A 21467-nucleotide genomic window follows, 5' to 3' on the forward strand; every position below is an offset into this window, starting at 1 on the left:
ACGAGGCACAGCCGATGTGGACGATCGCAGTGCTGACAAGCGTCGGGCTGGTTGTGGGGGCAGGGCTTCTGGCCCTGATCAGCCAGCCCGACCCCGGGCTCGACGACCTCGAACTCGAGTCCGCGAACTGGCGCCAGGTGGACGCCGAGGTGCTCTCGGTACTGCGGGCCGGCGACCGCACGTTCTTGCTGGTGCGCTTCCCGGTGGGAACCTCGCTGATTCGCAACGATGTTCGATACCCACTACCTGGCCAGGTCCCGTACGCCGGGCAGCGGGTCCCGGTCAAGTACGACCCGGTGGCACCGGCGCGGGTGGTTTTCGACCTGCATCCGGAGACCCGGAGAACGCCGAACCCGGCCGGGCAGTCGCAGTGATCGTGTGCACACACATTGATCCACGTTGATCGTGCGCAGGGCTATTTACAGCGACAGCCCGGCGTCACAGGCGCAGACTGGGGGTTGTGGGAGGGGCGGGGGTCTTGCGCTCACCCCGAATCGCCGGTCGGGCCGAAGAACGAAGGATCCTCGGAACGGCGATCCGGGCGGCTGCCGAAGGACGGCCGTGTGCGGTGTTCGTACACGGGGAGGCGGGCGTGGGCAAGACTCGCTTGGTCCGAGTCGCCGCCGACGAGGCCGCGGCCCGCGGCGTGGCGGTCCTGTGGGGCCGGTGCGTTCGCTTCGGCGCGGTGGACTCGCCGTACGGTCCGCTGATCAGCGCACTGGAAGGTTGGGCGGAGTCGGCCGATCCCCGCGAGCTGGCCGACGTACTCGCCGATGTCCCCGCTGCGGGCGGGCTCTTGCCGTCACTGAACGCGTACACCTCCAGCAGCGCGATCCGGCTCCTGTCCGTGGTCGATGCACTCGTGATGGCGATCGCTTCGCATCGACCGACGGTTCTCGTCATCGACGACGTGCAGTGGGCCGACCTCGCGTCCCGCGATGCGCTCTCGTATCTGATCGCCGGGTTCCGTGGCCAGCAGCTGGCGATTCTGACCACCTACCGGGACGAGGAGCTCGGCACCGGTGATCCGATCCACAGCTGGCTCGCCGACCTCCGGCGGATGCCGTCGGTGACCGGCCTGCGGCTGGACCGGATGACCTGGGACGAGACCGAGCAGCAGCTCGCGCTGTTGCTGGGCGATCACCCGCACCATCGCCTGGTGGACGACGTCGTCCGACGGTCCGACGGCAATCCGTATCTCAGTGAGCTGCTCCTGGAGGGGATCACCGTGGGCGACGAGGAGTTGCCCGCCGATCTGCCGGCGGAACTGAGGGAGGCCCTGCTTGCCGCCTGGCACCGGCTGTCAGCGCCGGGTCGTGAAGTCATGCGGGCTCTCGCGGTGGCCGGACGGCCGACGTCGATCGACAACCTGCGGGAGGTCGCGGCGACGCGTGGGATCGGCCCCGAGGCCGTGACGAACGCGCTGGTCGAGGCAACCGACACCGGGATCTGCGTCGCGCAGGGTACGGACAGGTGCTGGTTCCGGCACCCGCTGCTGGCGGAGGTGCTGTACGCGACCTTCGTGCCGGGCGAGGCGGAGTCCGTGCACGCCGCCTGGGCCAAGACGCTCGAGTCCAGCACCGCCACCGGTCCCGACGAGGTCCAGCGGCAAGGCGACCTGGCTCTGCACTACGAGGGCGCGCATGACCTGGAATCCTGTCTGGAGGCGTCGCTGCGTGCGGCCGCCCTCGCGAACGGGATCGTCTCGCGGCGCGAGGAGGCGATCCATCTCCGCCGGGCGGCCCGCCTGTGGTCGACGGTGCACGGTCCCGACTCAGCCGGCCGGGCGGATGAAGGCGACCTGCTGGAGCGCGTCGCGCGAGCGAACGAACTGGTCGGTGAAGGCGAGGCGAGCTTCGCGGCGTGGAGCCGCGCACTCGAACTCGTGGACGAGCGGACCGACCCGCTGCGCGCCAGCAGGCTTCGACGGCGATGGGCCGACTCGGCCTGGGCAACCGGCAGGCTGAGCGACGAGGCGATCGCCGAGGCCAGGCGAGCGGTCGAGCTGAGCCGGCCGTATCCCGACAGCGCGGAGTACGCCGAAGCCCTGGCCGGCCTCAGTTGGCGGCAAGCCTGGAACAACGAGACCGAGCCGGCGCGGAAACATGCCGAGGAGGCGGTCGTGGCCGCGGAGCGCGTCGGATCCAGTGCGGCACTCAGCCTCGCCTACGCGGCCCGCGGATGCGCGGATCTGCGCAACGAGCGTTCGGATGCGGACACTGCGACGGCGTTGCGCTCGGCCTGGAAGACCGGCGATCCGGATGTGCTGTGGCGGACACTCGTGGCCCGACGCAACTACTTGCTCCAGCGCGGTGGTGTCGCCGAATGCGTCGAGCCGGCAACGGAGTTCCTCCGGTTCGCGCTCGACGTCGGGGCGCTGTCGTCGGCGGTCTTCGCGGCCGGCGTCCTGGCGAAGGACCTGTTGATCCTCGGACGCTTCGCCGAGAGCAGCGACGTCACCCGGCAGGGGCTCGCCTTGGCTTGCCTACCGAGCCCCAGCGCGATGGTTCGGCTGAGCGCGGCGTCGTTGGCGATCCGCCAGGGGAACCTGGACGTAGCGGGCATGCACCTGCAGCGGGCCAACGAGTTGATCCCGGCGCTGGAGGAGCGCCTCGGGCTGGTTGCGCCGCCCGTGCTGGCCGAGTACCTGCTCGCGACGGGGCACGCGGAGGCGGCTCTCGACCTGCTCTCGCGCACGCTAACGACCCACATCGCCGATCCCCGCGACGCGGACGAGATGCTGATGTGGGGTGCACGCGCGGCTGCCGATCTGGCGGAGTCCGCTCGAGACCGGCGCGACGGCAGAAGCCTCCGGAAGACGCGCGCACAACTCGATGACTTTGTGGCCTTGCGCGCACGGCTGTCGCCGCCGCCTTTCGAAGTCATCACCTCCGAGGATCTGATCCAGCCGGCGATGCGGGCGCTGTTCACCGCCGAGGTGGCACGATGCGTGGCGAAGTCGCCGACCTCAGGTGCCTGGGAGGACGCTGCACGCCGCTGCGGTGCCGCGGGACTTCGGTGGGAGGAAGCCGTCGCGTCCTGGCGGTGGGCACAGGCGCTGCTCGCCGAGAGAGCTGGCCGGGCCGTCGTCGCCGTACCGCTGAGGTCGGCGCACCACTTTGCCGTCGAAGTCGGCGCGATTCCCCTGCGGCAGCAGGTGGAGACGCTGGCCGGCCTCGGCAAGATCCGGCTCGACGAGCCATCGGCGCCGACGGACGACGAACCCGCGGCACCCTTCCGGTCCTTGACCAAGCGGGAGCAGGAGGTGCTCGCCCACCTCGTGGCGAACCGGACGTACGCCGAGATCGCGCAGTCGCTGTTCATCAGCGAGAAGACGGTCAGCGTGCATGTGTCGAACCTGCTGCACAAGACCGGAACGACGTCACGTCGCGAGGTGGCTGCCCTCGCCATCAGGCTTCGCCAATCATCCACCGACGCCGACTAGCCGCCCGTCAGCCGGTCGAGGCCTCGGCGGGCGTTGCGGTTGCCGGGCGCCGGATGGCCGACGGCCACTCCGTACAAGACGATCTCGGACTCGATGTCGAGGCGCAGCAGCCCGGACAGTTCGTCGTCGAAGAAGCCGCCGAGGTTGACCGAGCCGAGCCCGAGCCCGGTCGCCGTGAGTACGACGTTCTGTGCCGCGTGCCCTGCCTCCAGCAACAGGTAGCGGTAGCCGCGGTCGCCGTACTTGCCCAGGCTGCGTCGGCAGACGGCCGAGAACACAAGGATGACGGCCGCCTCGGCGGCCCACGGCTGGCCCAGGAACAGGTAGCGGATGAGCGGGGCGGGTACCGCTTCGCCACGCACCCGCTCCAGACCGTCCGCGAGGGGAACGTAGTGGTAGATCCCGGCCGGTAGGCCGTCCATCGAGCGCACCAGCAGGCTCACCTCCAGCGGATAGAGCCCGCCGCCGGACGGCACCGCCCGGTCAAGCAGGGTGCTGTCGTCGGTCGCGCCAGTGACGCCGTACCCGGACCGCAGCAGGGTGGCCAGTTCCGCGAAACCGATCGGCTCGTCGCGGAACACGCGGCAGGACACCCGTCCGCGCACCAGATCGGTCAGCGGCGCGGCGACCCGCAAGCTCGGCGGCAACCGGATCCACGGAGCCGACGGGTCCTCACGCCCCGGCTCCGGCCGCGGCTGGAGCACCTGCGGGTTGTCGGATCGCCGGCGTGCAGTACCACGGTGGAAGGCCCAGGCCAGCGGCTGAGCGGTGCGGAAAGCAGTCATCGCCTTCGTCCTCACGCCATCGGATGCGGGTCGAGGTTCAGTTCGTCCAGCCGCGCCTGCCGCAGCCCGATCCGCCCTGGCATCTCCAGCAGTCGCCGCCCACCGAGCCGTGCCTGGTTGGCACCGAACCAGATCGGCACGAAGCCCGGGACCAGCCCACGCACCACCCGCACCCCGAGTGCGGCGACGTCCGGCGTCGTGACATCCACGGCGAGTACGTCGCCCGCGACCTCGGCCAGCGACTTGATCAGCACTGCCAGGTCGGCGGGCCCGGGTGACGCGGCGTCCGGCCACGCCTGACGCGGAGCGTCGCGGAGGAAGCGCATCCCACCAGCGGCCGAGCCGGCGTACAGCAGGCTGTGGTCGCCCAGACTCGCGACCTTCGCCGGCGTGGCAACCAACTCGGCCATCCGCGCCCGGACCTCCGGTTGGCGGAGGCGGGCGCGCAGTAGCGGTCGCGCCTGCCCGACTTCGAGGACCGCGGACCGGGCGGCGGCGACCGGGTCCATCCCTGCTCCGAGTCCGACAACCGCGACCGGAGTCCGCTCTGACCACGCGACCGCAAGGGCAACGGCCGCCATCGTGTCGGTCGGCAACAGGTGCACCACGATCTCGATCCCACGCCGCGCATGCGTCGCGGCGATCCCGCGGGTCTGGTCGTCCGGTACGTCGGTCGCTGCCACGCAGCGCCCGGGCAGCCGATGCGACCACGCGATCATGAACGCGTCCCGCTCGATCACCTCGAGCAAGGCGCGCAGCGTGGCGCCGTCCCGGTCCGGCCCGGCCGCGAAGCCGTTCGACGTGGTCGGAAACAGCCCGGCCTCCGGCGGCGGCCGATAGCCCAGATGCGTTGCCAGCAAGGGAATCCAGACCTCATCGCCGGTCGCCATCGACTGTGCCGGCACCCACTCGAGTGCGGTCTCCGGCCGCCACGGCTGGAACGGCAGTGTCTCGTACTGATGATCCGCGAACAGCACCAGGTCCCGCGGATGCAGGCCCGGCCGGTCCAACCCGGCGTACGTCGAAGTGATCGTGCGCTCAGGTCGCCACGTCATGGCGGCGTGCCGTTCGAGAGCCTCACCGAGAGCGCTGTCGCGCGCCTGCCGCCGGGTCCAGCCCTTGCCGGAGCAGACGACGAACGGATCGCCGTCGCTGCGGAAGCGAGCGTTGGCCAGTTCGGCCTGGACGACGTACGGCCGCTCCGGTTCCTCGACGTCCTTCGGGAAGGGAACGAGTCTGCGGACCACACCGCACAGCGAGTCGACCACGCGCCCGGCGATGCTCTCGAAGTCCGTTGTCTCAGCCTCCACCGGCCGACGTCCCTTCTTGGCGCATGCCGGGCAATCCGGGTGCGGCACCAGCGGATGCAACTCCTCGCCACCTACGAGCCCATCGAGTGTGAGCACGTTGGCGGTCAGCCGCGGTGCCGCGATCGACAGCGTCAACGCGAACATCTCGGTCATCAGCGCGCCGGTAACCATGGGCAGAAGTGCCGGGAGCACTGGCCTCGCCGCGGCGTCCACGAACCGGCGACCATCGAGCGCCTCCTCGAGTGCCATCGCCGCACCGAAGTCGTCCGCACATGACAGCGCCCGCATCCGCCAGCACATGTAACACGGCCCGCCGTCGGGCAGCACCAGCGGACCGACCGTCGCCCGGGCGCTCTGCACTTCCGCATGCAACGTCGGTACGCCGAGCTCCAGGCCGACCGCGTTGATCCACTGATGCAGCACCGGCAGCGAGCCATCACCAGCCGCGACGACGAGATCCGCACCCGCCATCAAGGCAGGCAGTTCGTCGCGACGAGACGGGTACGGCGCTCGAATCAGGCCTGGGATCCCGGCGCCCGCAAGAACCTCCACCTGCCCGACCACAACAACCCGCACCGTGGCCAACCGCCTGGCGAGCAGTTCGTGGTCGGACGAAGGCACCGCGTACAGCCAGTCCGGCGCCGCGCCCTTCTCCATCAAGACCCCAGAATCGAGCAGTGAGCCGATCAGTCGATCGACCTCGAGTGCCGGCAGATCGGACAACTTGTCGAGGAGGTCCGCACGGCTGAGCGGCTGTGCGAGCGCCGGCAGGATCCTGTCCCGCACCACCCGCGCGACCCCGCCCTCGAGTCGCAACGTCGCAGACGGCGTGCTGAGTACGACGTCGCCACCGGTACCGCGACCGTCCTCACGCGTCCCGTTCGAGGAGTCGACGTCGACGACGTCCAGGCCAGGGACGGACGTGATGTACGGTCCCCGGCCTGGCCGCCTCGAGGTCATCCGCCGAGGTCTCCGAAGCGCCCGACGGCACCGGCACCGAACCCGCCCGGGGCGCAGCCGGAGCCGCCGGTGTCCTCGCCGGGGCTGAACCCGCCCGGGGCGCAGCCTGTGCCGCCGGTGTCGACGCCTGGGCCGAACCTGCCCGGGGCGCAGCCGGTGCCGCCGCCCAACAGCGCCGACAAGATGTCGCGGACCTTGATATAGATGCGGAACTCGTCCGCGGTGATGTCCTGGATATCCGACACGGACCGCGTCGTCAGTTGTTGCTCCAGCTTGACGATCCTGCCCTGGAGCTCGTCGTACTCCTCCTGACCTGGCATCGCTTCCCCCTCCGAGCATGAACGGCGAGGTGACGCCACGTGATCCCCCTGCGCCCCGTTGTGTCTGCGGCGGCCCCCACCACGAATCGGCCGGTCACAGCCGATCTTTCGAGTATCGTCCCGGCGGCAGCAGGCCTCAAGGGGTGCGGCTCCCCGGTGGTTCGCGTGGCTGACCGATTCGGTCGAGGCATAAGGTCCAGAGCATGGAGGATCGAGGGGCTGCCGGTGCTGACCTGCATCTGGACCTGGCGGCGTCACGGGGCCGGAACGATCTGGTTCAAGCGTTGCATGCATCGATCCGGAGCGGGCGGTTGCCGGCCGGCACGCGGCTGCCGTCGTCGCGATCGCTGGCGAAGGATCTCGGCATTGCCCGCAACACCGTTGCCGACGCCTACGGTCAACTCGTTGCCGAGGGCTGGCTGACCGCCCGACAAGGCTCCGGCACAGTGGTCGCCAACCGTGCCAGCACTCCGCCGGCTCCTAACGTGTCGTTGCCCTCAGCAAGGGCATACCGCTACGACCTGACCCCCGGCGCACCTGATGTCTCGACGTTCCCGCGCGGTGAGTGGCTGACCGCCGCGCGGAAGGCGTTGACCGCGGCACCCAACGAGGCCTTCGGCCTGGGCGATCCGCGCGGCCGGATCGAACTGCGCCGGACGCTCGCCGACTACCTCGCCCGCGCCCGCGGCGTCCGCGCCGATCCCGAACGGATCCTGATCTGCGCCGGCTACGTGCAGGGCGTGAGCCTGCTCTGCGAAGTACTGCGGAACCTCGGCGGGACGACCGTGTCCGTGGAGGAGTTCGGGTACGCCTTACACCTGGACGTGATCCGGTCGCGGGGCCTCACGCCTGTGCCGGTCCCGGTCGACGAGCTCGGTGCGCAGGTTTCACAGCTGACTGGTGACGGTGCACTGCTCACACCGGCGCACCAGATGCCGACGGGCGTGCCGCTTGCGCCGGAGCGTCGTACTGCGGCGGTCGAGTGGGCGCGGGACTCCGGGGGAGTGCTGATCGAGGACGATTACGACGGTGAGTTCCGGTACGACCGGCAGGCGGTGGGGGCGTTGCAGGCGCTGGACCCGGAGCGGGTCGTGTACACGGGGACGGCGAGCAAGAGCCTCGCGCCGGGGCTGCGGCTCGCGTGGATGGTGTTGCCGCATCGGTTGATCGAGCCAGTGGTCGCGGCCAAGCGGACGGCCGACTTCCAGACCGCGACCCTGGAGCAGCTCACCCTCGCGGAGTTCATTGCCTCCGGCCACTACGACCGGCACGTCCGGCGGTCCCGGCTGCATTACCGCCGGCGCCGGGACCGCCTGGTCGAACTGCTCGCCGTCCGCGCGCCGAACGTCAAGGTCGCCGGCATCTCGGCCGGCATGCACGTCCTCCTCGAGGTCCCCGGCGACGCGGAGGACATGGTCGCCCGGGCCGCCCGCCAGGGCCTGGGTCTCACCACCCTGAGCAGCTACCACTTCGACCCGACCCCGGCCACCCGCCAAGCGGTCATTGTCGGCTACGGCACCCCACCCGACCACGCCTACCCCGGCGCCCTCGACCTCCTCTGCCAGGTCCTAGGCGTCTAGAACGTCCACCAGCGCACGGATGTCGTCGGGTCCGACCCGGCAGCATCCACCGATGTACGCCGCCCCGGCGGCGAACCATGCTGAGGCAAGAGGGGTTCTGCGGCGGCCCGTCCATTGGCGGGCGGTGGCGTCCCAGGACTCGCCGGAGTTCGGGTAGGCGACGGCCGGCTTGCCGGTGACCGCGACGCCTGTCTCGACCGCGGGCTGGACGTCATCGGGGGTACAGCAGTTGATGCCGACGGCAATCACTTGGTCGATCGCAGCGATCGCGAAGGCGTCCGTGAGAGGTTGGCCGGCGCGCGTGTGACTCCCGGAGATCGAGTAGGAGAACCACGCCGGAAAGTCGAGCTCGGCGAGCAGCTCGACGAGTACCTGGGCTTCGTCCGCGTCCGGGATGGTTTCGACCGCCAGCAGGTCCGGCTCAGCACTGATCAGCAGCTCCATCCGTGGCCCGTGGAAGTCGCGGAGCGTGGCCGCACTCACGCCATACCGGCCGCGGTACTCCGATCCGTCCGCGAGCATCGCGCCGTACGGCCCGACCGACGCGGCGACCAGCCGGCGCCGTCCGTCGGTGAACGAGTCGCGCACGTCGCGGGCGATCCGCACACTGCTCGCGATCAGTCGCTCGGCCTCGGATCGCGGCACCCCGGCGCGCTCGAAGCCGACCACGCTGGCCTGATAGCTGGCCGTCGTCGCCACCATCGCCCCGGCGTCGTAGTACGCCCGATGCACCGCCGCGATCTCGGCCGGCGCGTCCTTCAGCAGCCGCGCAGACCACAACGCGTCCGACAGGTCGTGCCCACGATCTTCCAGGGCGTTCGACAGACCGCCGTCGAGGATGATCGGCCGGTCAGATTCCCTGGACAAGCTCGAAGACCTCGTCCGCGCAACCCCAGGACAGCGTGACCCCGGAACCACCATGCCCGTAGCAGTGGATCACCGGCTCACCCGTCCGCGTCCGGACCAGCTCGCACCGGATCGCCGGCCGGGCCGGCCGCAGTCCGACCCGATGCCGGATGATCTTTGCCTTGCGCAACTGGGGGACCAGTTCGGCCGCCCGCTCCAGCATCTGGTCCGCGGTCGCCTGATCGACCGCGAGGTTCCAGTCGTTGGGCTGACTGGTCCCGCCGACCACCACGTCATGCTCCCGCGGTACGACGTACGTCAACTCCGAAGGCGACCGATCGGCCACGAGCCACTCGGTCAGGCCACACTGCTCGACCGTCATCACCTGCCCCCGCACCGGCGTCACGGTCGGGTCGCTCGCGGTCAGCCGGGCACCGAGGCCGGCACAGTTGACGACCACATCGGCGGTCGTCGGCAAGGCCGGCAACGCCGCGCGGGTGAGCGTTCCGCCGGCCTGGTCCAGCCGCTTGACGAGCGACTCCAGGTACGCCGGCATCTCGATCACCGCCGTCGTGAACGACCAGCCGTCCTCGAACCCGGCCGGCGGCGACACCCGGGCCAGGTCAGGCAGGACGTCGGCCCAGCGTGGATCCGACTTCCGCTCCACCAGGAACTCGCGCCCGCGCCGCATCCGCACCGACGGCTCGAGCTCCGCCAGCTTGGAGAACTCCTCGTACGCCGTCCTGGACCAAGCGGCGACGCGGTCCTCGGGAGCCGACAGGTACGGGTACCAGATCGCCGCGGCCACAGCCGACGTCGTCTCCAGCGGCAGGTCGCGGGCGAACACGGCCACGTCGTACCCACCCTCGGCGAGCCGGACGGCACAGGTCAGCCCGATCACGCCCGCACCCACCACGATCACGCGCATTCACACATTGTGACCCGGGAGTACGCATCACGCCATGTGATGCAGGGTGACGTCAGTGCAGGTCGACAGCCAGTGAGTAGAACCGGGTGACCTGGGTAGCGCCGTTGTTGTCGTCGGACAGCAGGTACAGCTGCCGCTTGCCGCCGGGCAGGTTGCCGCCGAGGGCGAGCGCCTCGACGTTGTCCAGCAGCGGGTTCGGCTGCGGCTGCTTGGCGACCGCGCCGGACGGCGGGCAGTTCACCAGGTCGAACAGCAGTTTCTTCTGCAGGAAGACCTTCTCGGGCGCATCCGCCAGCGACGCCTGCTTCGACACGTCGACGGCCCGGCGCAATGACACGGTGAACACCCGGATCGTGTTGCCCACCCCCGGCGTGAACGTGCGCTCCATCGACACCAGTTCGTCCCGGTTCACCCAGGCGAGCTCGACCAGCGCGAGACCCGGGTCGGGCTTGTAGGCGTACTGCGCGGCGACCCGGTAGTCATGGCCCGGGAACCCAGCGTACCGAAGGATGCGGTTGCGCGTGCTGCCGTCGGCGTCAATGCCGTCGGACGCGAGCGGGCCCTCCATGCCGGCGAACAGCGACAGCCCGTCACGGCTGACCGCGAGCGACTCGAACGTCGCGTTGCTCGTCGCCTCACCGGCCGGCGCGACCTGGAAGCGTGACGGCACCGGCAGCGACGCGGTCTCCTTGCCGTCGGACAGCCGGAAGCGGCGGATCGACGGCTCGCGCTCGGACGTGGCCAGGATGGTCCGGTCGCCCCGCTCGACGACCAGGCCCTCGCCGTCGAAGTCCGCACCCGTGTACGGCGTACCGTCCGGGCGGCGCAGGATCGTCATCCCGTCGACGCTGACCGCCGTCGGCTTGCTGTTGGTCTTGAGCTGGAACACCCGGGCCGGCGTGGTCCCGACGTTGTCCACCAGAGCCGTCGCGCTGTGCGGGCCGGTCACGTTCAGCGCCGACAACCCGGCGACCGGCTGGCCGTCGAACGTCGTCTTGTCCAGCGCATCGCTGAAGCCGAGGAACCGCGCGTCCGGTGAGCAGGAACCACCACCGCTGGGATGCTTGCCCGGCGTCGCCGACGCCGTCAGCGTCGTGGTCAGGGCGGTCAGGACAACTGCTGCGGCGAGCGGCTTCTGCCAGCGCATTCAAGGCTCCTTGATCGGGACGTCAGCACCGATCGAAACCTATCGCGCACAACATCAGGTGAACATCACCGCACCAGACAGGGGCGCTTCGGATCGAACACCCAGCCGTCGACCAAGTACTGCATCGCGATCGCGTCGTCGCGTGCTCCGAGGCCATTTTGCTGGTGCAACTCGTGCGCGGCGGCAAGCGCATCGCGGTCCAACTCGACACCGAGCCCAGGCTTCGTCGGTACGGCGATCGACCCGTTCTCGATCCGCAACGGTTCCTTGGTCAGTGCCTGCCCGTCCTGCCAGATCCAATGCGTGTCCAGAGCGGTGATGTCGCCCGGTGCCGCAGCGCCGACGTGGGTGAACATCGCCAGCGAGATGTCGAAGTGGTTGTTCGAGTGCGACCCCCAGGTCAGCCCGAAGTCCGTGGACAACTGCGCGACCCGCACCGACCCGGCCATCGTCCAGAAGTGCGGATCGGCCAGCGGAATGTCGACCGCATCGACCCGGATGGCGTGCGCGAGCTCGCGCCAGTCGGTCGCGATCATGTTCGTCGCCGTCGGCAGCCCGGTCGCGCGCTTGAACTCCGCCATCGTCTCGCGCCCCGAGAACCCCGGCTCCGCGCCGACCGGATCCTCGACGTACGCCAGTACGTCGTCCATGCCCGAGCACCACGCGATCGCGTCCCGCACCGGCCAGGCGCCATTCGGGTCGATCGTGATCCGGGCCGACGGGAACCGTGCGGCCAACGCGCGCACAGCCTCGAGCTCGACGGGCCCGTCGAACACGCCACCCTTCAGCTTGAAGTCCGCGAATCCGTACCGCTCCTGCGCCGCCTCGGCCAGCGCCACCACCGCATCGGGTGTCAACGCCGGCTGCCGCCGCAGCTTCGACCACCGATCCTCGCCGGAGTCAGTCAGGTACGGAAGATCGGTTCGTCCGGCGTCGCCGACATAGAAGAGGTAACCAAGGACCGGCACGGCAGAGCGCTGCTGCCCGTCACCCAGCAGCTCGGCCACAGGCACGCCGAGATGCTGCCCCAACAGATCGAGCAGTGCCGATTCGAGGCCGGTCACCGCGTGGACCGTCGTACGGAGATCGAAGGTCTGTTGCCCCCGGCCACCAGCATCGCGGTCGGCGAAGGTCCGGGCCACGCGTCGGAGGAGTTGGCGGTACTGCGCCAGTTCCTGACCGAGTGCGAAGTCGGCGGCCGCACGGATCGTCGACGCGATCTTGTCGCCACCCGGGACCTCGCCGAGGCCGGTATTGCCCGAGCTGTCGGTCACGATCACGACGTTCCGGGTGAAGTACGGTCCGTGCGCGCCGCTCAGGTTCAGCAGCATGCTGTCGTACCCGGCGACCGGCACGACCTCGACCGAGGTGATCGTCGGCGTCACTTGATCCTGCCGATCAACGCGGTGAGCTGAGCCAGCTCGTCCTCGCTCAGGTCCTGCAGCGGTGGACGCACCGGTCCCGCGGATCGGCCGATCGCGGTCACGCCGGCCTTGACGATCGAGACGGCGTACCCCTTCATCCGGTCCCGGATGTCCAGGTAGGGCAGGACGAACTCGTTCAGCTTGCGGTAGACGCTCTCGCGGTCCTGCGCCAGGACGTCGGCGTAGAAGCCGAGTGCGAACTCGGGCACGAAGTTGAAGATCGCCGAGGAGTACGTGCTGACGCCGAGCTGCAGCAGCGGCAGCGCGAACGTCTCGGCCGTCGGCAGGCCGCCGATGTAGGTGAGCCGGTCGCCGACCCGGGCGTACGTGCGGGTCATCATCTCGATGTTGCCGACGCCGTCCTTCAGGCAGACGAGGTTTTCGTTGCGGTCGGCAAGCTCCGCGACGGACACGTCGGTGAGGATCGCGTTCGCCCGGCTGTAGACGGTGATGCCGAGACTCGTACTGCGGCAGACGGCCGACACATGTTCGATCAGCCCCTGCTGACCCGCCTCGGTCAGGTACGGCGGCAGCAGCAGGACTCCATTGGCACCGGCGGCCTCCGCGGCCTGGGCTTGCGCGATCGCGGTCGCCGTACCGCCGGTCGCAGGCGCGATCACCGGGAGCTTGCCGTTCACCTCGGACACTGCCGCGCGGACGACTGTGTCGATCTCGGCGGGCGTCAGCGAGAAGCCCTCACCGGTGCCGCCGGCGGCGAACAACCCGGCGACGTCGTACTGACTGAGCCAGGACAGGTGCTCGCGATAGCCGGACTCGTCGAAGCTCAGATCCGGGGTGAAGTGCGTCACCGGGAACGACAGCAGCCCGGTCTTGAGCTGAGCCGCGAGTTCGGCAGGGTTCATGCCGGTCAGCCTAGGAACCAGTGTGGATACCTGTCCAAGATCGATGTTGGATCTATCGATGCTCTGGAAGCATCGTGAGCACTCGCTGCAGCACCGGGCTGGCGGAGTCGCGGTTCCAGATCGCGTGCAGTTCGACCGGCTCACCCGGTACGCCGACCTCGCGGTACGTCACGCCGTCGACCCCGAGGCTGCGCGCCGAAGCGGGAACCAGCGCAACGCCGCGACCGGCCGCGACCAGGAGGACGACGGTCAGGATCTGCTGGACGTGCTGCTCGATCCGGGGACGGGAGTCGGCGAGGAATCGGACCGTCAGTTCGTGGAAGTAGCGCGCCTGGGTGGGGGAGTAGCTGATCACCGGCTCGTCGGCGAAGTCGGCCTGGGTCAGCGGGCGGTCCAGGGTCGCGAGCCGATGGTTGCTCGGCACAACGGCACACAGTGGTTCGCGGAACACGACGCGGGAGTCGAGCCGGCGGGTGTCGAAGGGCGGCCGGCCGAGGCCGAGATCCAGTTCGCCGCGCAGCAGGCCGTCGATCTGCGCCGGAGTGACGCGCTCGTGCAGGATCACGTCGACGTCCGGCAGTTCCTCCGACATCCGGCGCAGGAACGGGCCGAGGGTGCGGATCGCCGAGACAGCGGTGAAACCGAGGCGCAGCGTGCCGGCCGCACCCTGGTCGACCCGGCGGGCCAGATCGCCGGCCGTCTCGACCAGCGCCAGCAGCCGACGAGCCTCGGTCAGGAACGCCTGCCCGGCCTCGGTGAGCTCCACCCGGCGGTTGTCCCGCTCGAGCAGTCGCACCCCCACGGCACGCTCGAGCTTCTGGACCTGGCGGCTCAGCGGCGGCTGGGTCATGTTCAGCCGCTCGGCGGCGCGGCCGAAGTGGAGTTCCTCGGCGACGGCGACGAAGGCGCTCAGCTGGTCGAGCGAGAACATGATTCCCGGAAGGTATCACTCGGCGCCGGATCGGCCCTGTGAAGGCATCATTCCCCGGTGCCGGCTCAGCGGGTACCGAACTCGCACGTGTCGACGGTCCACGCGGCGCACTGCTCGCTGGTGGTGAAGCCGAGCCCGGGGCGATCCGGCACGAGCATGCGGCCGTCCAACGTCTCGAGACGCTCGTTGAACAACGGGTTCAGCCACTCGAAGTGCTCGACCCACGGCTCGCGCGGGTAGGCGGCGGCCAGGTGGAGGTGGATCTCCATCGCGAAGTGCGGCGCCAGTTGGAGGCCGTGGTGATCCGCCAGCGTGGCCAGCTTGAGGAACGGCGTGATGCCGCCGATCCGTGGCGCGTCCGGCTGGATGATGTCGGCAGCCCGGGCCTCGATCAGCCGGACGTGTTCGCCGACGCTCGACAGCATCTCCCCGGTCGCGATCGGCGTGTCCAGCGCCGCGGCCAACTCAGCGTGTCCCTCGGCGTCGTACGCGTCGAGCGGCTCCTCGATCCAGACCAGGTCGAACTGCTCGAGCACCCGCCCGAACCGCAGCGCCGTCGGCCGGTCCCACTGCTGGTTCGCGTCCACCATCAGCGGTACGCCGTCGCCCAGGTGCTCGCGGACGGCGCGGACCCGCTCCAGGTCGATCCGGGTGTCCGGCTGACCGACCTTGAGCTTGATCCCGCCGATCCCGTCTGCGAGCGACTTCGACGCGCGCTCCTTGACCTCCTCGATCGGCGCGTGCAGGAATCCGCCGGAGGTGTTGTACGCGCGCACCGAGTCGCGGTGTGCGCCGAGCAGCTTGGCCAACGGAAGCCCGGCCCGCTTCGCCTTCAGGTCCCACAGCGCGATGTCGATCGCCGCGATCGCCTGCGTCGCCACCCCGGACCGTCCGACCGACGCGCCGGCCCAGAGCAACTTGTCGTACACCTTGCCGATGTCCGACGGGTCCTCGCCGATCAGGCTCGCCGCGATCTCCTTGGCGTGCGCGTACTGCGCCGGTCCGCCGGCCCGCTTGGAGTAGCTGAACCCGATCCCGTGCTGGTCCTGCGCGGTCGCGATCTCCGCGAACAGGAACACGATCTCCGTCATCGGCCGCTGCCGCCCGGTCAGGACTTTGGCATCACTGACCGGGCGGTCCAGCGGGAGAACGACGGACGAGAGACGGACATGGCGGATCAGGTCGCTCGGCATCGACTCATCGTAGGGGCCGGACCGCCACGCCATCACAACGAATCGGCCCCCGCCACGCTCAGCGTGGCGGGGGCCGGTGTGGCGCGATTGTGATGGCGTGGCGGTCCGGGACTACTCGACCGTGACGGACTTGGCCAGGTTGCGCGGCTTGTCGACGTCGTGGCCGAGCGCGACGGCCGCGTAGTACGCCAGGATCTGCAGCGGGATGGTGAGCAGGATCGGGTCCAGCTCCGGCTCGTTCTTCGGTACGACGATCTTCGCGGCGACCCCGTCCGGTACGTCGACGGTCGCGTGCGTGACGACGTACAGCGGGCCGGACCGGGCGGCGATCTCGTGCAGCGCGCCGATGTTGCGGTCGACCAGTTCGTCGTCCGGCACGATCGCGACGCTCGGGACGTCCGGCGAGATCAGCGCGAGCGGGCCGTGCTTCAGCTCCGACGTCTGGTAGGCCTCGGCGTGCCGGTAGGAGATCTCCTTCAGCTTCTGCGCACCCTCGCGGGCGACCGGATAGCCGCGGGTCCGGCCGACGAAGAACAGGCTCTCGTGCTGGGCGAGCCGGCCGGCGATCTTGGCCAGGTCCTCCTCCTGGGCCACGATCGACTGGATGTGCTCGGGCAGCTTCTTCAGGCCCTCGATCAGCCGACGGCCGTCGGCGGGGGAGACGTCGCGGATCCGGCCGAGGTGGATGCCGAGCATCGCGAACGCGACCGCCATGTTGGTCAGCGCCTTGGTCGAGGCAACCGAGACCTCCGGGCCGGCGTGCAGGTAGACGCCGCCGTCGACCTCGCGGGCGATGCTGGACCCGACCGCGTTGACCAGGCCGATCACGCGGCCGCCCTTGCGCTTCAGCTCCTGGACGGCGACCAGGGTGTCCAGCGTCTCGCCGGACTGGCTGACCGCGATGTAGAGGGTGTCGCGCTCGACGACCGGGTTGCGGTAGCGGAACTCCGAGGCCGGCTCGGCGTCGGCGGGGATCCGGGCGACCTCCTCGATGAACTGCGCGCCCATCTGCCCGGCGTAGTACGCCGAGCCGCAGCCGAGGATCTTGACCCGCTTGATCTCCCGGGCCTCGCGGGCGTCCATGTTCAGGCCGCCCAGGTGGACGGTGTGGAAGCGCTCGTCGAGACGGCCGCGGATGGCCCGGCCGACCGCGTCCGGCTGCTCGTGGATCTCCTTCATCATGAAGTGCTCGTGCAGGCCGCGCTCGTACTCGTCGGCCTCCCACTCGACCGTCTTGGCGGTCTTGGTGGTGGGCGCGGCGTCCTGGGTGAAGGTGCGGTAGCCGTCGGCGCGGACGGTGGCCAGCTCGCCGTCGTCCAGGTAGACGACCTGACGGGTGTAGCGGATCAGGGCGGCCGCGTCGGAGGCGACGTGCATCTCGCCGTCGCCGATGCCGAGGATCAGCGGGCTGCCGTTGCGGGCGACCACGATCCGGTCGGGGAAGTCCAGGTCGATCACGGCGATGCCGTAGGTGCCCTCGATCCGGCGCAGGGCGGCCATCACCTTGTCCTCGAGGGTGGTGCCCTCGGACTGCTCGATCAGGTGCGCGAGCACCTCGGTGTCGGTCTCCGAGCGCAGCTTGACGCCGGCTTCCTCCAGCTGGGCCCGCAGCGCGCCGGCGTTGTCGAAGATGCCGTTGTGGACGACGGCGATCCGCTCGTTGCCGCTGGCGTGCGGGTGCGCGTTGTCCTTGCTCGGGCCGCCGTGCGTGGCCCACCGGGTGTGGCCGATGCCGAGCTTGCCGCCGAACCGCTTCGGCAGCGACGCCTCCAGCTCACGGACGCGGCCGGCGTCCTTGTGCACCTTCAGCTCGCTGGACCCCAGGACCGCGACACCTGCCGAGTCGTAGCCGCGATACTCCAGCCGTGCCAGTCCGTCCACCAGGATGGGCGCGGCCGGCTTGGTGCCGACGTACCCGACGATTCCGCACATGTGTTGGTGCCTTTCGAAGGTTGGTTGCTCACCGCTCAGCCGTAGACGATCCGTCGCAGCTGGCGGGCTGAGAGTTCGGGGGAGCGCACCGGCCAGTGCCGGAGCTCGGTACCGAGCCGGGCGAAGATCTCGTCGTTGCGGGCGCCGTAGGTCTGCAGCTCCCGGTGCCGGCGCCGGACGTACTCCTCGGTGGTCTCGGTGAAATAGGCCAGTACGTCGGCCACGACGCGCCGCGCGTCGTCCGCCGACAGCCCGGTGGTCCGGCTGACCTGCTCGGCCAGCTCGTCCACGGGCCCCACCGCCGCCTCACTGATCACCCGTCAACCTTGCAGCGTTTTCGGGGCCAGCGCAAAGGATCTGCCCGAAATCGGGCAAATATGACTTCCTGATCAGTCTCTGGTGACCTGCTCCAGGACCTTGCTGGCACGTGTCCTGCGGCGTAGGACTGGCACTGTACCGGGACGACTCTCGGGGCTGGGGAATCGGCCGTCCCGTCGATAGCCCGTCGACCGGGGAGGTCCCCCAATGTCCCGCTCACGCGTTCTGGCCGCGATCGCGGCCCTCGCACTCGTCACAGCCGGCGGTTCGACCGCGACGGCCGGTCAGGTGACCACGACGACACCGCTCCGTGGCGGCTCGATCGCCTTGTCCGGAGCGGCTGCCCGCGCCTTCGCCGTACCGCCCGGAATGGTCCGCCTCTGGACCGCCCAGCGGGCCGGCGGCGGCAGCCAGACTCGCTACCAGCAGATGGTCGGGACGGCGTCGGTCGTCGGCGGCCAGCTGACCGTGCTCACCGACAAGTCCGGCCGGACCACAGCTGTGATCGGCGCGTACTTCCCGGGCCTGAAGGCCAAGAACAGTGCGTCGGTGTCCGCCGCGAGCGCCCGTGGTACCGCGGCCAAGCGCGTCGGTGCCGCCGGGACGTGGTCGTCCGCGCTGCGCATCGATCCCAAGGACGGGCGGCTGTTCCACCAGGTCGCCAGCCAGCGGATGGATCAGCGCTGGGTGCAGTGGGTCGACGCCAGTACCGGTGCGGTGAAGAAGCAGTACGACGCTGTCGCGCACGGCGACGGGATCGGGGTGAAGGGCGACACGAAGCAGATCGACACCCGCCGGATCGGCGGCACCTTCTTCCTGCGGTCCGTGGACGGGCGGCAGGAGACGTACGACGCCGGCAACAAGCAGGTGCAGCCCGGCACGATCATGACCGACGCCGACGACCACTGGAACTTCAACAAGCCCAAGCTGCTCTCGCCGAGCCAGGCGCCGGGCGTGGACGCGCACTACTACGCCAACGTCACCGACGACTTCTACGCCGGGGTCTTCGGCCGCGACAGCCTGGACGACAACGGCATGCCGATCATCTCGACCGTGCACTACGCGAACCGGTACTGCAACGCGTTCTGGAACGGCGAGCAGATGGCGTACGGCGACGGTGACGGCACGACCTGCATCTCGCTGTCCGGCGGCCTCGACGTGGTCGGGCACGAGCTCACCCACGGCGTCACCGAGTTCACCTCGAACCTGATCTACGAGAACGAGTCCGGCGCGCTGAACGAGTCCTTCAGCGACATGATGGGCAGCACGATCGAGTTCTACGCGGCGCAGCGCGGCCTCGACCCGGCCGGTTCACCCGACTGGCTGATCGCCGAGGACGTGTTCCTCGCGCCCGACGTGGCACCCGGGTTCCGGAACATGTCCGACCCGCGCGAGGACGACGACCCCGATCACTACAGCGAACTGCTCGTCGGTGACACCGACAACGGGTTCGTGCACAGCAACAGCGGGATCTCGAACCACGCCTACTACCTGGCCGTCAACGGCGGCAAGAACGCCGGCTGCGACGCGGTCGGGTCGAACGGCCACCAGCACACCGCCGACTGCGGCGTCACGGTGCCGGCGATCGGGCTCGCCGCCGCCCGGACGGTGTTCTACGACGGCTTCACCAGCCTGCCGGAGTTCGCGAACTTCTGCGACGCCCGCAACGCCACGGTCGCGGTCGCGGGTGCGAACGCAACGGCGATCAACGCCGCGTGGGCCGCCGTCGGCGTCCACGGCGGCTGCACGCCGGCGACCCCGCCGCCTCCGCCGTGCGTGAGCGACCCGGACGCCACCGTTCCGTTCGGAACGCCGCATCCGTACGGCAACAACGGGGACTGCACCTGGGTCTACGACAACGGGTCCGGCGGGTTCGCGTTCCACTTCAGCCTGCTCGACACCGAGAAGAACTTCGACTACGTGACCGTGTCGGATGCGAGCGGGAACGTGCTGGCGACGTACACAGGCACCTTCCGTCGCGCCATCACCTCGCCGTGCATCAGCACACCGACCGGCAGCGTCCACTTCACCAGTGACGGTGCGGTGACGGCTCAAGGCTTCACAGTCGACGCTGTCGTCGCCTGCTGAGGTCACCGGAACCTGTCGAGCCACGGGACCCCGACCGCGAACAACGGGTCGGGGTCCAGGCGGTAGACGCGCTCGCGGCCCCTGAGGGTGACATGGACGAGTCCGGCCTGCTCCAGGACACCCAGGTGGCGGGTGATCGTCGGCCAGGAGTGGTCGAAGCGTCCCGCGATCTCGCCCGAGGTCATCTCGCCGCCGCGCAGGTGCAGGACGAGCAGGATGGTACGGCGGGAGTGGTGCGCGAGGGCGGTGAACACCCGGTCGAGGTCGTCCAGGTCCCGCCCGCCGCGGGAGCCGGCGGTCAAGCCGGCAGATCCTGTGCCAGATCCTGGGGCAGGTAGTGCGGGAAGTCCCACTTCGGCTGCCCGTCCCGCTCCTCGAGCAGCGGGTCCATCCGCTCCCAGAGCGTGAGCACGTCCGGGTGCTCGTGCGCCCGCGCGAATCCACCGTCGACCCAGGTGAAGATCTCGACGTACGTCGGCTCGTCCACCGACCGGAACACCGTCGCCCGCTCCTCGGTCACGAACCCGAGCCCCCGCAACGTCGCCCAGTGCCCGCCGAGCACCTCACGGAACCGATCCTCGTCCGCCGCCCGGACCCGATAGGTACAGATCACCGTTTCCTTAGCCATATCGCTAAGTAACTGCCTGCGGCCGACGCCTGTCAACACTTCGGTGAGCTCAGAACAGGCGCAGTACGTCGGATTCCATGCCGCGGAGGGCGTCGTAGTCGACGGTGAGGCATTCGAGGCCCCGGTCGGTGGCGAGGACCTTGGCCTGGGGCTTGATCAGCTGGGCGGCGAAGATGCCGCGGACCGGGGCCAGCATCGGGTCGCGGTTGAGGAGTTCGACGTACCGGGTGAGCTGCTCGACGCCGTCGATCTCGCCGCGGCGCTTGATCTCGACGGCGACGTGCTTGCCGTCGGCATCCCGGCAGAGGAGGTCGACCGGGCCGATCGCGGTCGGGTACTCGCGCCGTACCAGGGTCCAGCCCTCGCCGAACGTGTGCACGTGCTCGGCCAGCAGTTCCTGCAGGTGCGCCTCGACGCCGTCCTTGATCAGACCGGGGTCGGTGCCGAGCTCGTAGGCGGTGTCGCTGTGCACCTCCTCGATGGTGATCCGCAGCTCTTCACCGGCCTTGTTGGTGACGCTCCACACGTCGCCGTCCTCGGTCAGCTTGCACGGCGGCGACATCCAGTTGAGCGGCTTGTACGAGCCGCCGTCGGCGTGGATCAGTACCGACCCGTCCGCCTTCACCATCAGCAACCGAGGCGCCATCGGCAGATGAGCCGTCAGCCGACCGGAGTAATCCACAGAACACGTAGCAATGACCAAGCGCACGAGAAAGCACCGTAGTCGACGCGGGGGTGGGAACCCATGTCGCCTGGCCGTTCGGAGTGG

Annotated in this window: 19 protein-coding genes; 4 read left to right on the forward strand and 15 right to left on the reverse strand. The window is 69.6% G+C overall.

The features are described from left to right. Positions 1–14 precede the first annotated feature (14 nt). Complete coding sequence (locus tag ACGFH6_RS40585) at positions 15–374, forward strand: hypothetical protein (RefSeq protein WP_393395781.1); 360 nt, start codon at positions 15–17, stop codon at positions 372–374. Between the two features lie 86 nt (positions 375–460). After that, positions 461–3445, forward strand: coding sequence for an AAA family ATPase (locus ACGFH6_RS40590; RefSeq protein WP_393395784.1), 2985 nt, complete (start codon positions 461–463; stop codon positions 3443–3445). Here ACGFH6_RS40590 and ACGFH6_RS40595 read toward each other — a convergent pair. Genes ACGFH6_RS40595 through ACGFH6_RS40605 form a run of 3 tightly spaced genes read right to left on the reverse strand, consistent with a single transcriptional unit; the run spans position 3442 to position 6820 of the window. Continuing rightward, positions 3442–4230 (reverse strand): SagB/ThcOx family dehydrogenase, encoded by a 789-nt coding sequence (locus ACGFH6_RS40595; RefSeq protein ID WP_393395787.1) that lies wholly within the window; start codon positions 4228–4230, stop codon positions 3442–3444. The genes ACGFH6_RS40590 and ACGFH6_RS40595 overlap by 4 nt on opposite strands. A gap of 11 nt (positions 4231–4241) precedes the next feature. Next, the gene (locus ACGFH6_RS40600) at positions 4242–6500 is read right to left on the reverse strand and encodes a TOMM precursor leader peptide-binding protein (RefSeq protein ID WP_393395790.1); all 2259 of its coding nucleotides are present in this window, start codon (positions 6498–6500) and stop codon (positions 4242–4244) included. Then, positions 6497–6820, reverse strand: a complete 324-nt coding sequence (locus ACGFH6_RS40605) for a hypothetical protein (protein WP_393395793.1) — start codon at positions 6818–6820, stop codon at positions 6497–6499. The genes ACGFH6_RS40600 and ACGFH6_RS40605 overlap by 4 nt, the downstream gene beginning before the upstream one ends. A gap of 203 nt (positions 6821–7023) precedes the next feature. Between ACGFH6_RS40605 and ACGFH6_RS40610 the strand changes: the two genes are divergently transcribed. Then, positions 7024–8400 carry a PLP-dependent aminotransferase family protein gene (locus ACGFH6_RS40610; RefSeq protein ID WP_393395796.1) on the forward strand — a complete coding sequence of 459 codons (1377 nt, stop codon included), beginning with the start codon at positions 7024–7026 and terminating at the stop codon, positions 8398–8400. On the opposite strand, the gene mmuM is transcribed toward ACGFH6_RS40610, so the two are convergent. The 9 genes from mmuM to ACGFH6_RS40655 form a co-directional block, all read right to left on the reverse strand. Beyond that, positions 8389–9267 carry a homocysteine S-methyltransferase gene (gene mmuM, locus ACGFH6_RS40615; protein ID WP_393395799.1) on the reverse strand — a complete coding sequence of 293 codons (879 nt, stop codon included), beginning with the start codon at positions 9265–9267 and terminating at the stop codon, positions 8389–8391. The genes ACGFH6_RS40610 and mmuM overlap by 12 nt on opposite strands. Beyond that, positions 9251–10174, reverse strand: a complete 924-nt coding sequence (locus tag ACGFH6_RS40620) for an FAD-dependent oxidoreductase (RefSeq protein WP_393395802.1) — start codon at positions 10172–10174, stop codon at positions 9251–9253. Before ACGFH6_RS40620 ends, mmuM begins: the two co-directional genes overlap by 17 nt. Before the next feature lie 52 nt (positions 10175–10226). After that, a complete protein-coding gene (locus ACGFH6_RS40625) occupies positions 10227–11321 on the reverse strand; it encodes an esterase-like activity of phytase family protein (protein WP_393395805.1) in 1095 nt (364 codons plus the stop codon). 65 nt (positions 11322–11386) lie between these two features. Continuing rightward, on the reverse strand, positions 11387–12706 hold the full coding sequence (locus ACGFH6_RS40630) for an enolase C-terminal domain-like protein (protein WP_393395808.1): 1320 nt from the start codon (positions 12704–12706) through the stop codon (positions 11387–11389). Beyond that, entirely contained in the window at positions 12703–13608 is a 906-nt protein-coding gene (kdgD, locus tag ACGFH6_RS40635; RefSeq protein ID WP_393395811.1) for a 5-dehydro-4-deoxyglucarate dehydratase, read from the reverse strand. The genes ACGFH6_RS40630 and kdgD overlap by 4 nt, the downstream gene beginning before the upstream one ends. Positions 13609–13660: 52 nt before the next feature. After that, entirely contained in the window at positions 13661–14539 is an 879-nt protein-coding gene (locus ACGFH6_RS40640) for a LysR family transcriptional regulator (RefSeq protein ID WP_393395814.1), read from the reverse strand. A 65-nt stretch (positions 14540–14604) separates the two neighbouring features. Then, positions 14605–15732 (reverse strand): mandelate racemase/muconate lactonizing enzyme family protein, encoded by a 1128-nt coding sequence (locus ACGFH6_RS40645; protein ID WP_393395817.1) that lies wholly within the window; start codon positions 15730–15732, stop codon positions 14605–14607. A 111-nt stretch (positions 15733–15843) separates the two neighbouring features. Then, positions 15844–17664 (reverse strand): glutamine--fructose-6-phosphate transaminase (isomerizing), encoded by a 1821-nt coding sequence (gene glmS / locus ACGFH6_RS40650; protein WP_393395820.1) that lies wholly within the window; start codon positions 17662–17664, stop codon positions 15844–15846. Between the two features lie 35 nt (positions 17665–17699). Beyond that, the gene (locus ACGFH6_RS40655) at positions 17700–17978 is read right to left on the reverse strand and encodes a hypothetical protein (RefSeq protein WP_328526954.1); all 279 of its coding nucleotides are present in this window, start codon (positions 17976–17978) and stop codon (positions 17700–17702) included. A 211-nt stretch (positions 17979–18189) separates the two neighbouring features. Here ACGFH6_RS40655 and ACGFH6_RS40660 point away from each other — a divergent pair, with 211 nt between their 5' ends. Further along, positions 18190–20070 carry a M4 family metallopeptidase gene (locus ACGFH6_RS40660; protein ID WP_393395823.1) on the forward strand — a complete coding sequence of 627 codons (1881 nt, stop codon included), beginning with the start codon at positions 18190–18192 and terminating at the stop codon, positions 20068–20070. Between the two features lie 2 nt (positions 20071–20072). Here ACGFH6_RS40660 and ACGFH6_RS40665 read toward each other — a convergent pair whose 3' ends face one another. The 3 genes from ACGFH6_RS40665 to nucS are packed head-to-tail and all read right to left on the reverse strand — an operon-like array spanning position 20073 to position 21407. Then, positions 20073–20372, reverse strand: coding sequence for a helix-turn-helix transcriptional regulator (locus ACGFH6_RS40665; protein ID WP_165555684.1), 300 nt, complete (start codon positions 20370–20372; stop codon positions 20073–20075). Then, positions 20369–20698, reverse strand: a complete 330-nt coding sequence (locus ACGFH6_RS40670) for a hypothetical protein (protein WP_131517955.1) — start codon at positions 20696–20698, stop codon at positions 20369–20371. The genes ACGFH6_RS40665 and ACGFH6_RS40670 overlap by 4 nt, the downstream gene beginning before the upstream one ends. Before the next feature lie 49 nt (positions 20699–20747). Next, complete coding sequence (gene nucS / locus ACGFH6_RS40675) at positions 20748–21407, reverse strand: endonuclease NucS (RefSeq protein WP_131517954.1); 660 nt, start codon at positions 21405–21407, stop codon at positions 20748–20750. Between the last annotated feature and the right edge of the window lie 60 nt (positions 21408–21467).

It is taken from the genome of Kribbella sp. NPDC049227 (assembly GCF_043197265.1).
Taxonomy (GTDB): domain Bacteria; phylum Actinomycetota; class Actinomycetes; order Propionibacteriales; family Kribbellaceae; genus Kribbella.

Excerpts from the sequence above, each read along its gene's own strand:
- ACGFH6_RS40585 (WP_393395781.1), top strand. The coding sequence starts at position 15 with ATGTGGACGATCGCAGTGCTGACAAGCGTCGGGCTGGTTGTGGGGGCA.
- ACGFH6_RS40595 (WP_393395787.1), bottom strand. The coding sequence starts at position 4,230 with ATGACTGCTTTCCGCACCGCTCAGCCGCTGGCCTGGGCCTTCCACCGT.
- ACGFH6_RS40600 (WP_393395790.1), bottom strand. The coding sequence starts at position 6,500 with ATGACCTCGAGGCGGCCAGGCCGGGGACCGTACATCACGTCCGTCCCT.
- ACGFH6_RS40605 (WP_393395793.1), bottom strand. The coding sequence starts at position 6,820 with ATGCCAGGTCAGGAGGAGTACGACGAGCTCCAGGGCAGGATCGTCAAG.
- ACGFH6_RS40610 (WP_393395796.1), top strand. The coding sequence starts at position 7,024 with ATGGAGGATCGAGGGGCTGCCGGTGCTGACCTGCATCTGGACCTGGCG.
- ACGFH6_RS40620 (WP_393395802.1), bottom strand. The coding sequence starts at position 10,174 with ATGCGCGTGATCGTGGTGGGTGCGGGCGTGATCGGGCTGACCTGTGCC.
- ACGFH6_RS40625 (WP_393395805.1), bottom strand. The coding sequence starts at position 11,321 with ATGCGCTGGCAGAAGCCGCTCGCCGCAGCAGTTGTCCTGACCGCCCTG.
- kdgD (WP_393395811.1), bottom strand. The coding sequence starts at position 13,608 with ATGAACCCTGCCGAACTCGCGGCTCAGCTCAAGACCGGGCTGCTGTCG.
- ACGFH6_RS40640 (WP_393395814.1), bottom strand. The coding sequence starts at position 14,539 with ATGTTCTCGCTCGACCAGCTGAGCGCCTTCGTCGCCGTCGCCGAGGAA.
- ACGFH6_RS40645 (WP_393395817.1), bottom strand. The coding sequence starts at position 15,732 with ATGCCGAGCGACCTGATCCGCCATGTCCGTCTCTCGTCCGTCGTTCTC.
- glmS (WP_393395820.1), bottom strand. The coding sequence starts at position 17,664 with ATGTGCGGAATCGTCGGGTACGTCGGCACCAAGCCGGCCGCGCCCATC.
- ACGFH6_RS40660 (WP_393395823.1), top strand. The coding sequence starts at position 18,190 with ATGTCCCGCTCACGCGTTCTGGCCGCGATCGCGGCCCTCGCACTCGTC.
- ACGFH6_RS40670 (WP_131517955.1), bottom strand. The coding sequence starts at position 20,698 with ATGGCTAAGGAAACGGTGATCTGTACCTATCGGGTCCGGGCGGCGGAC.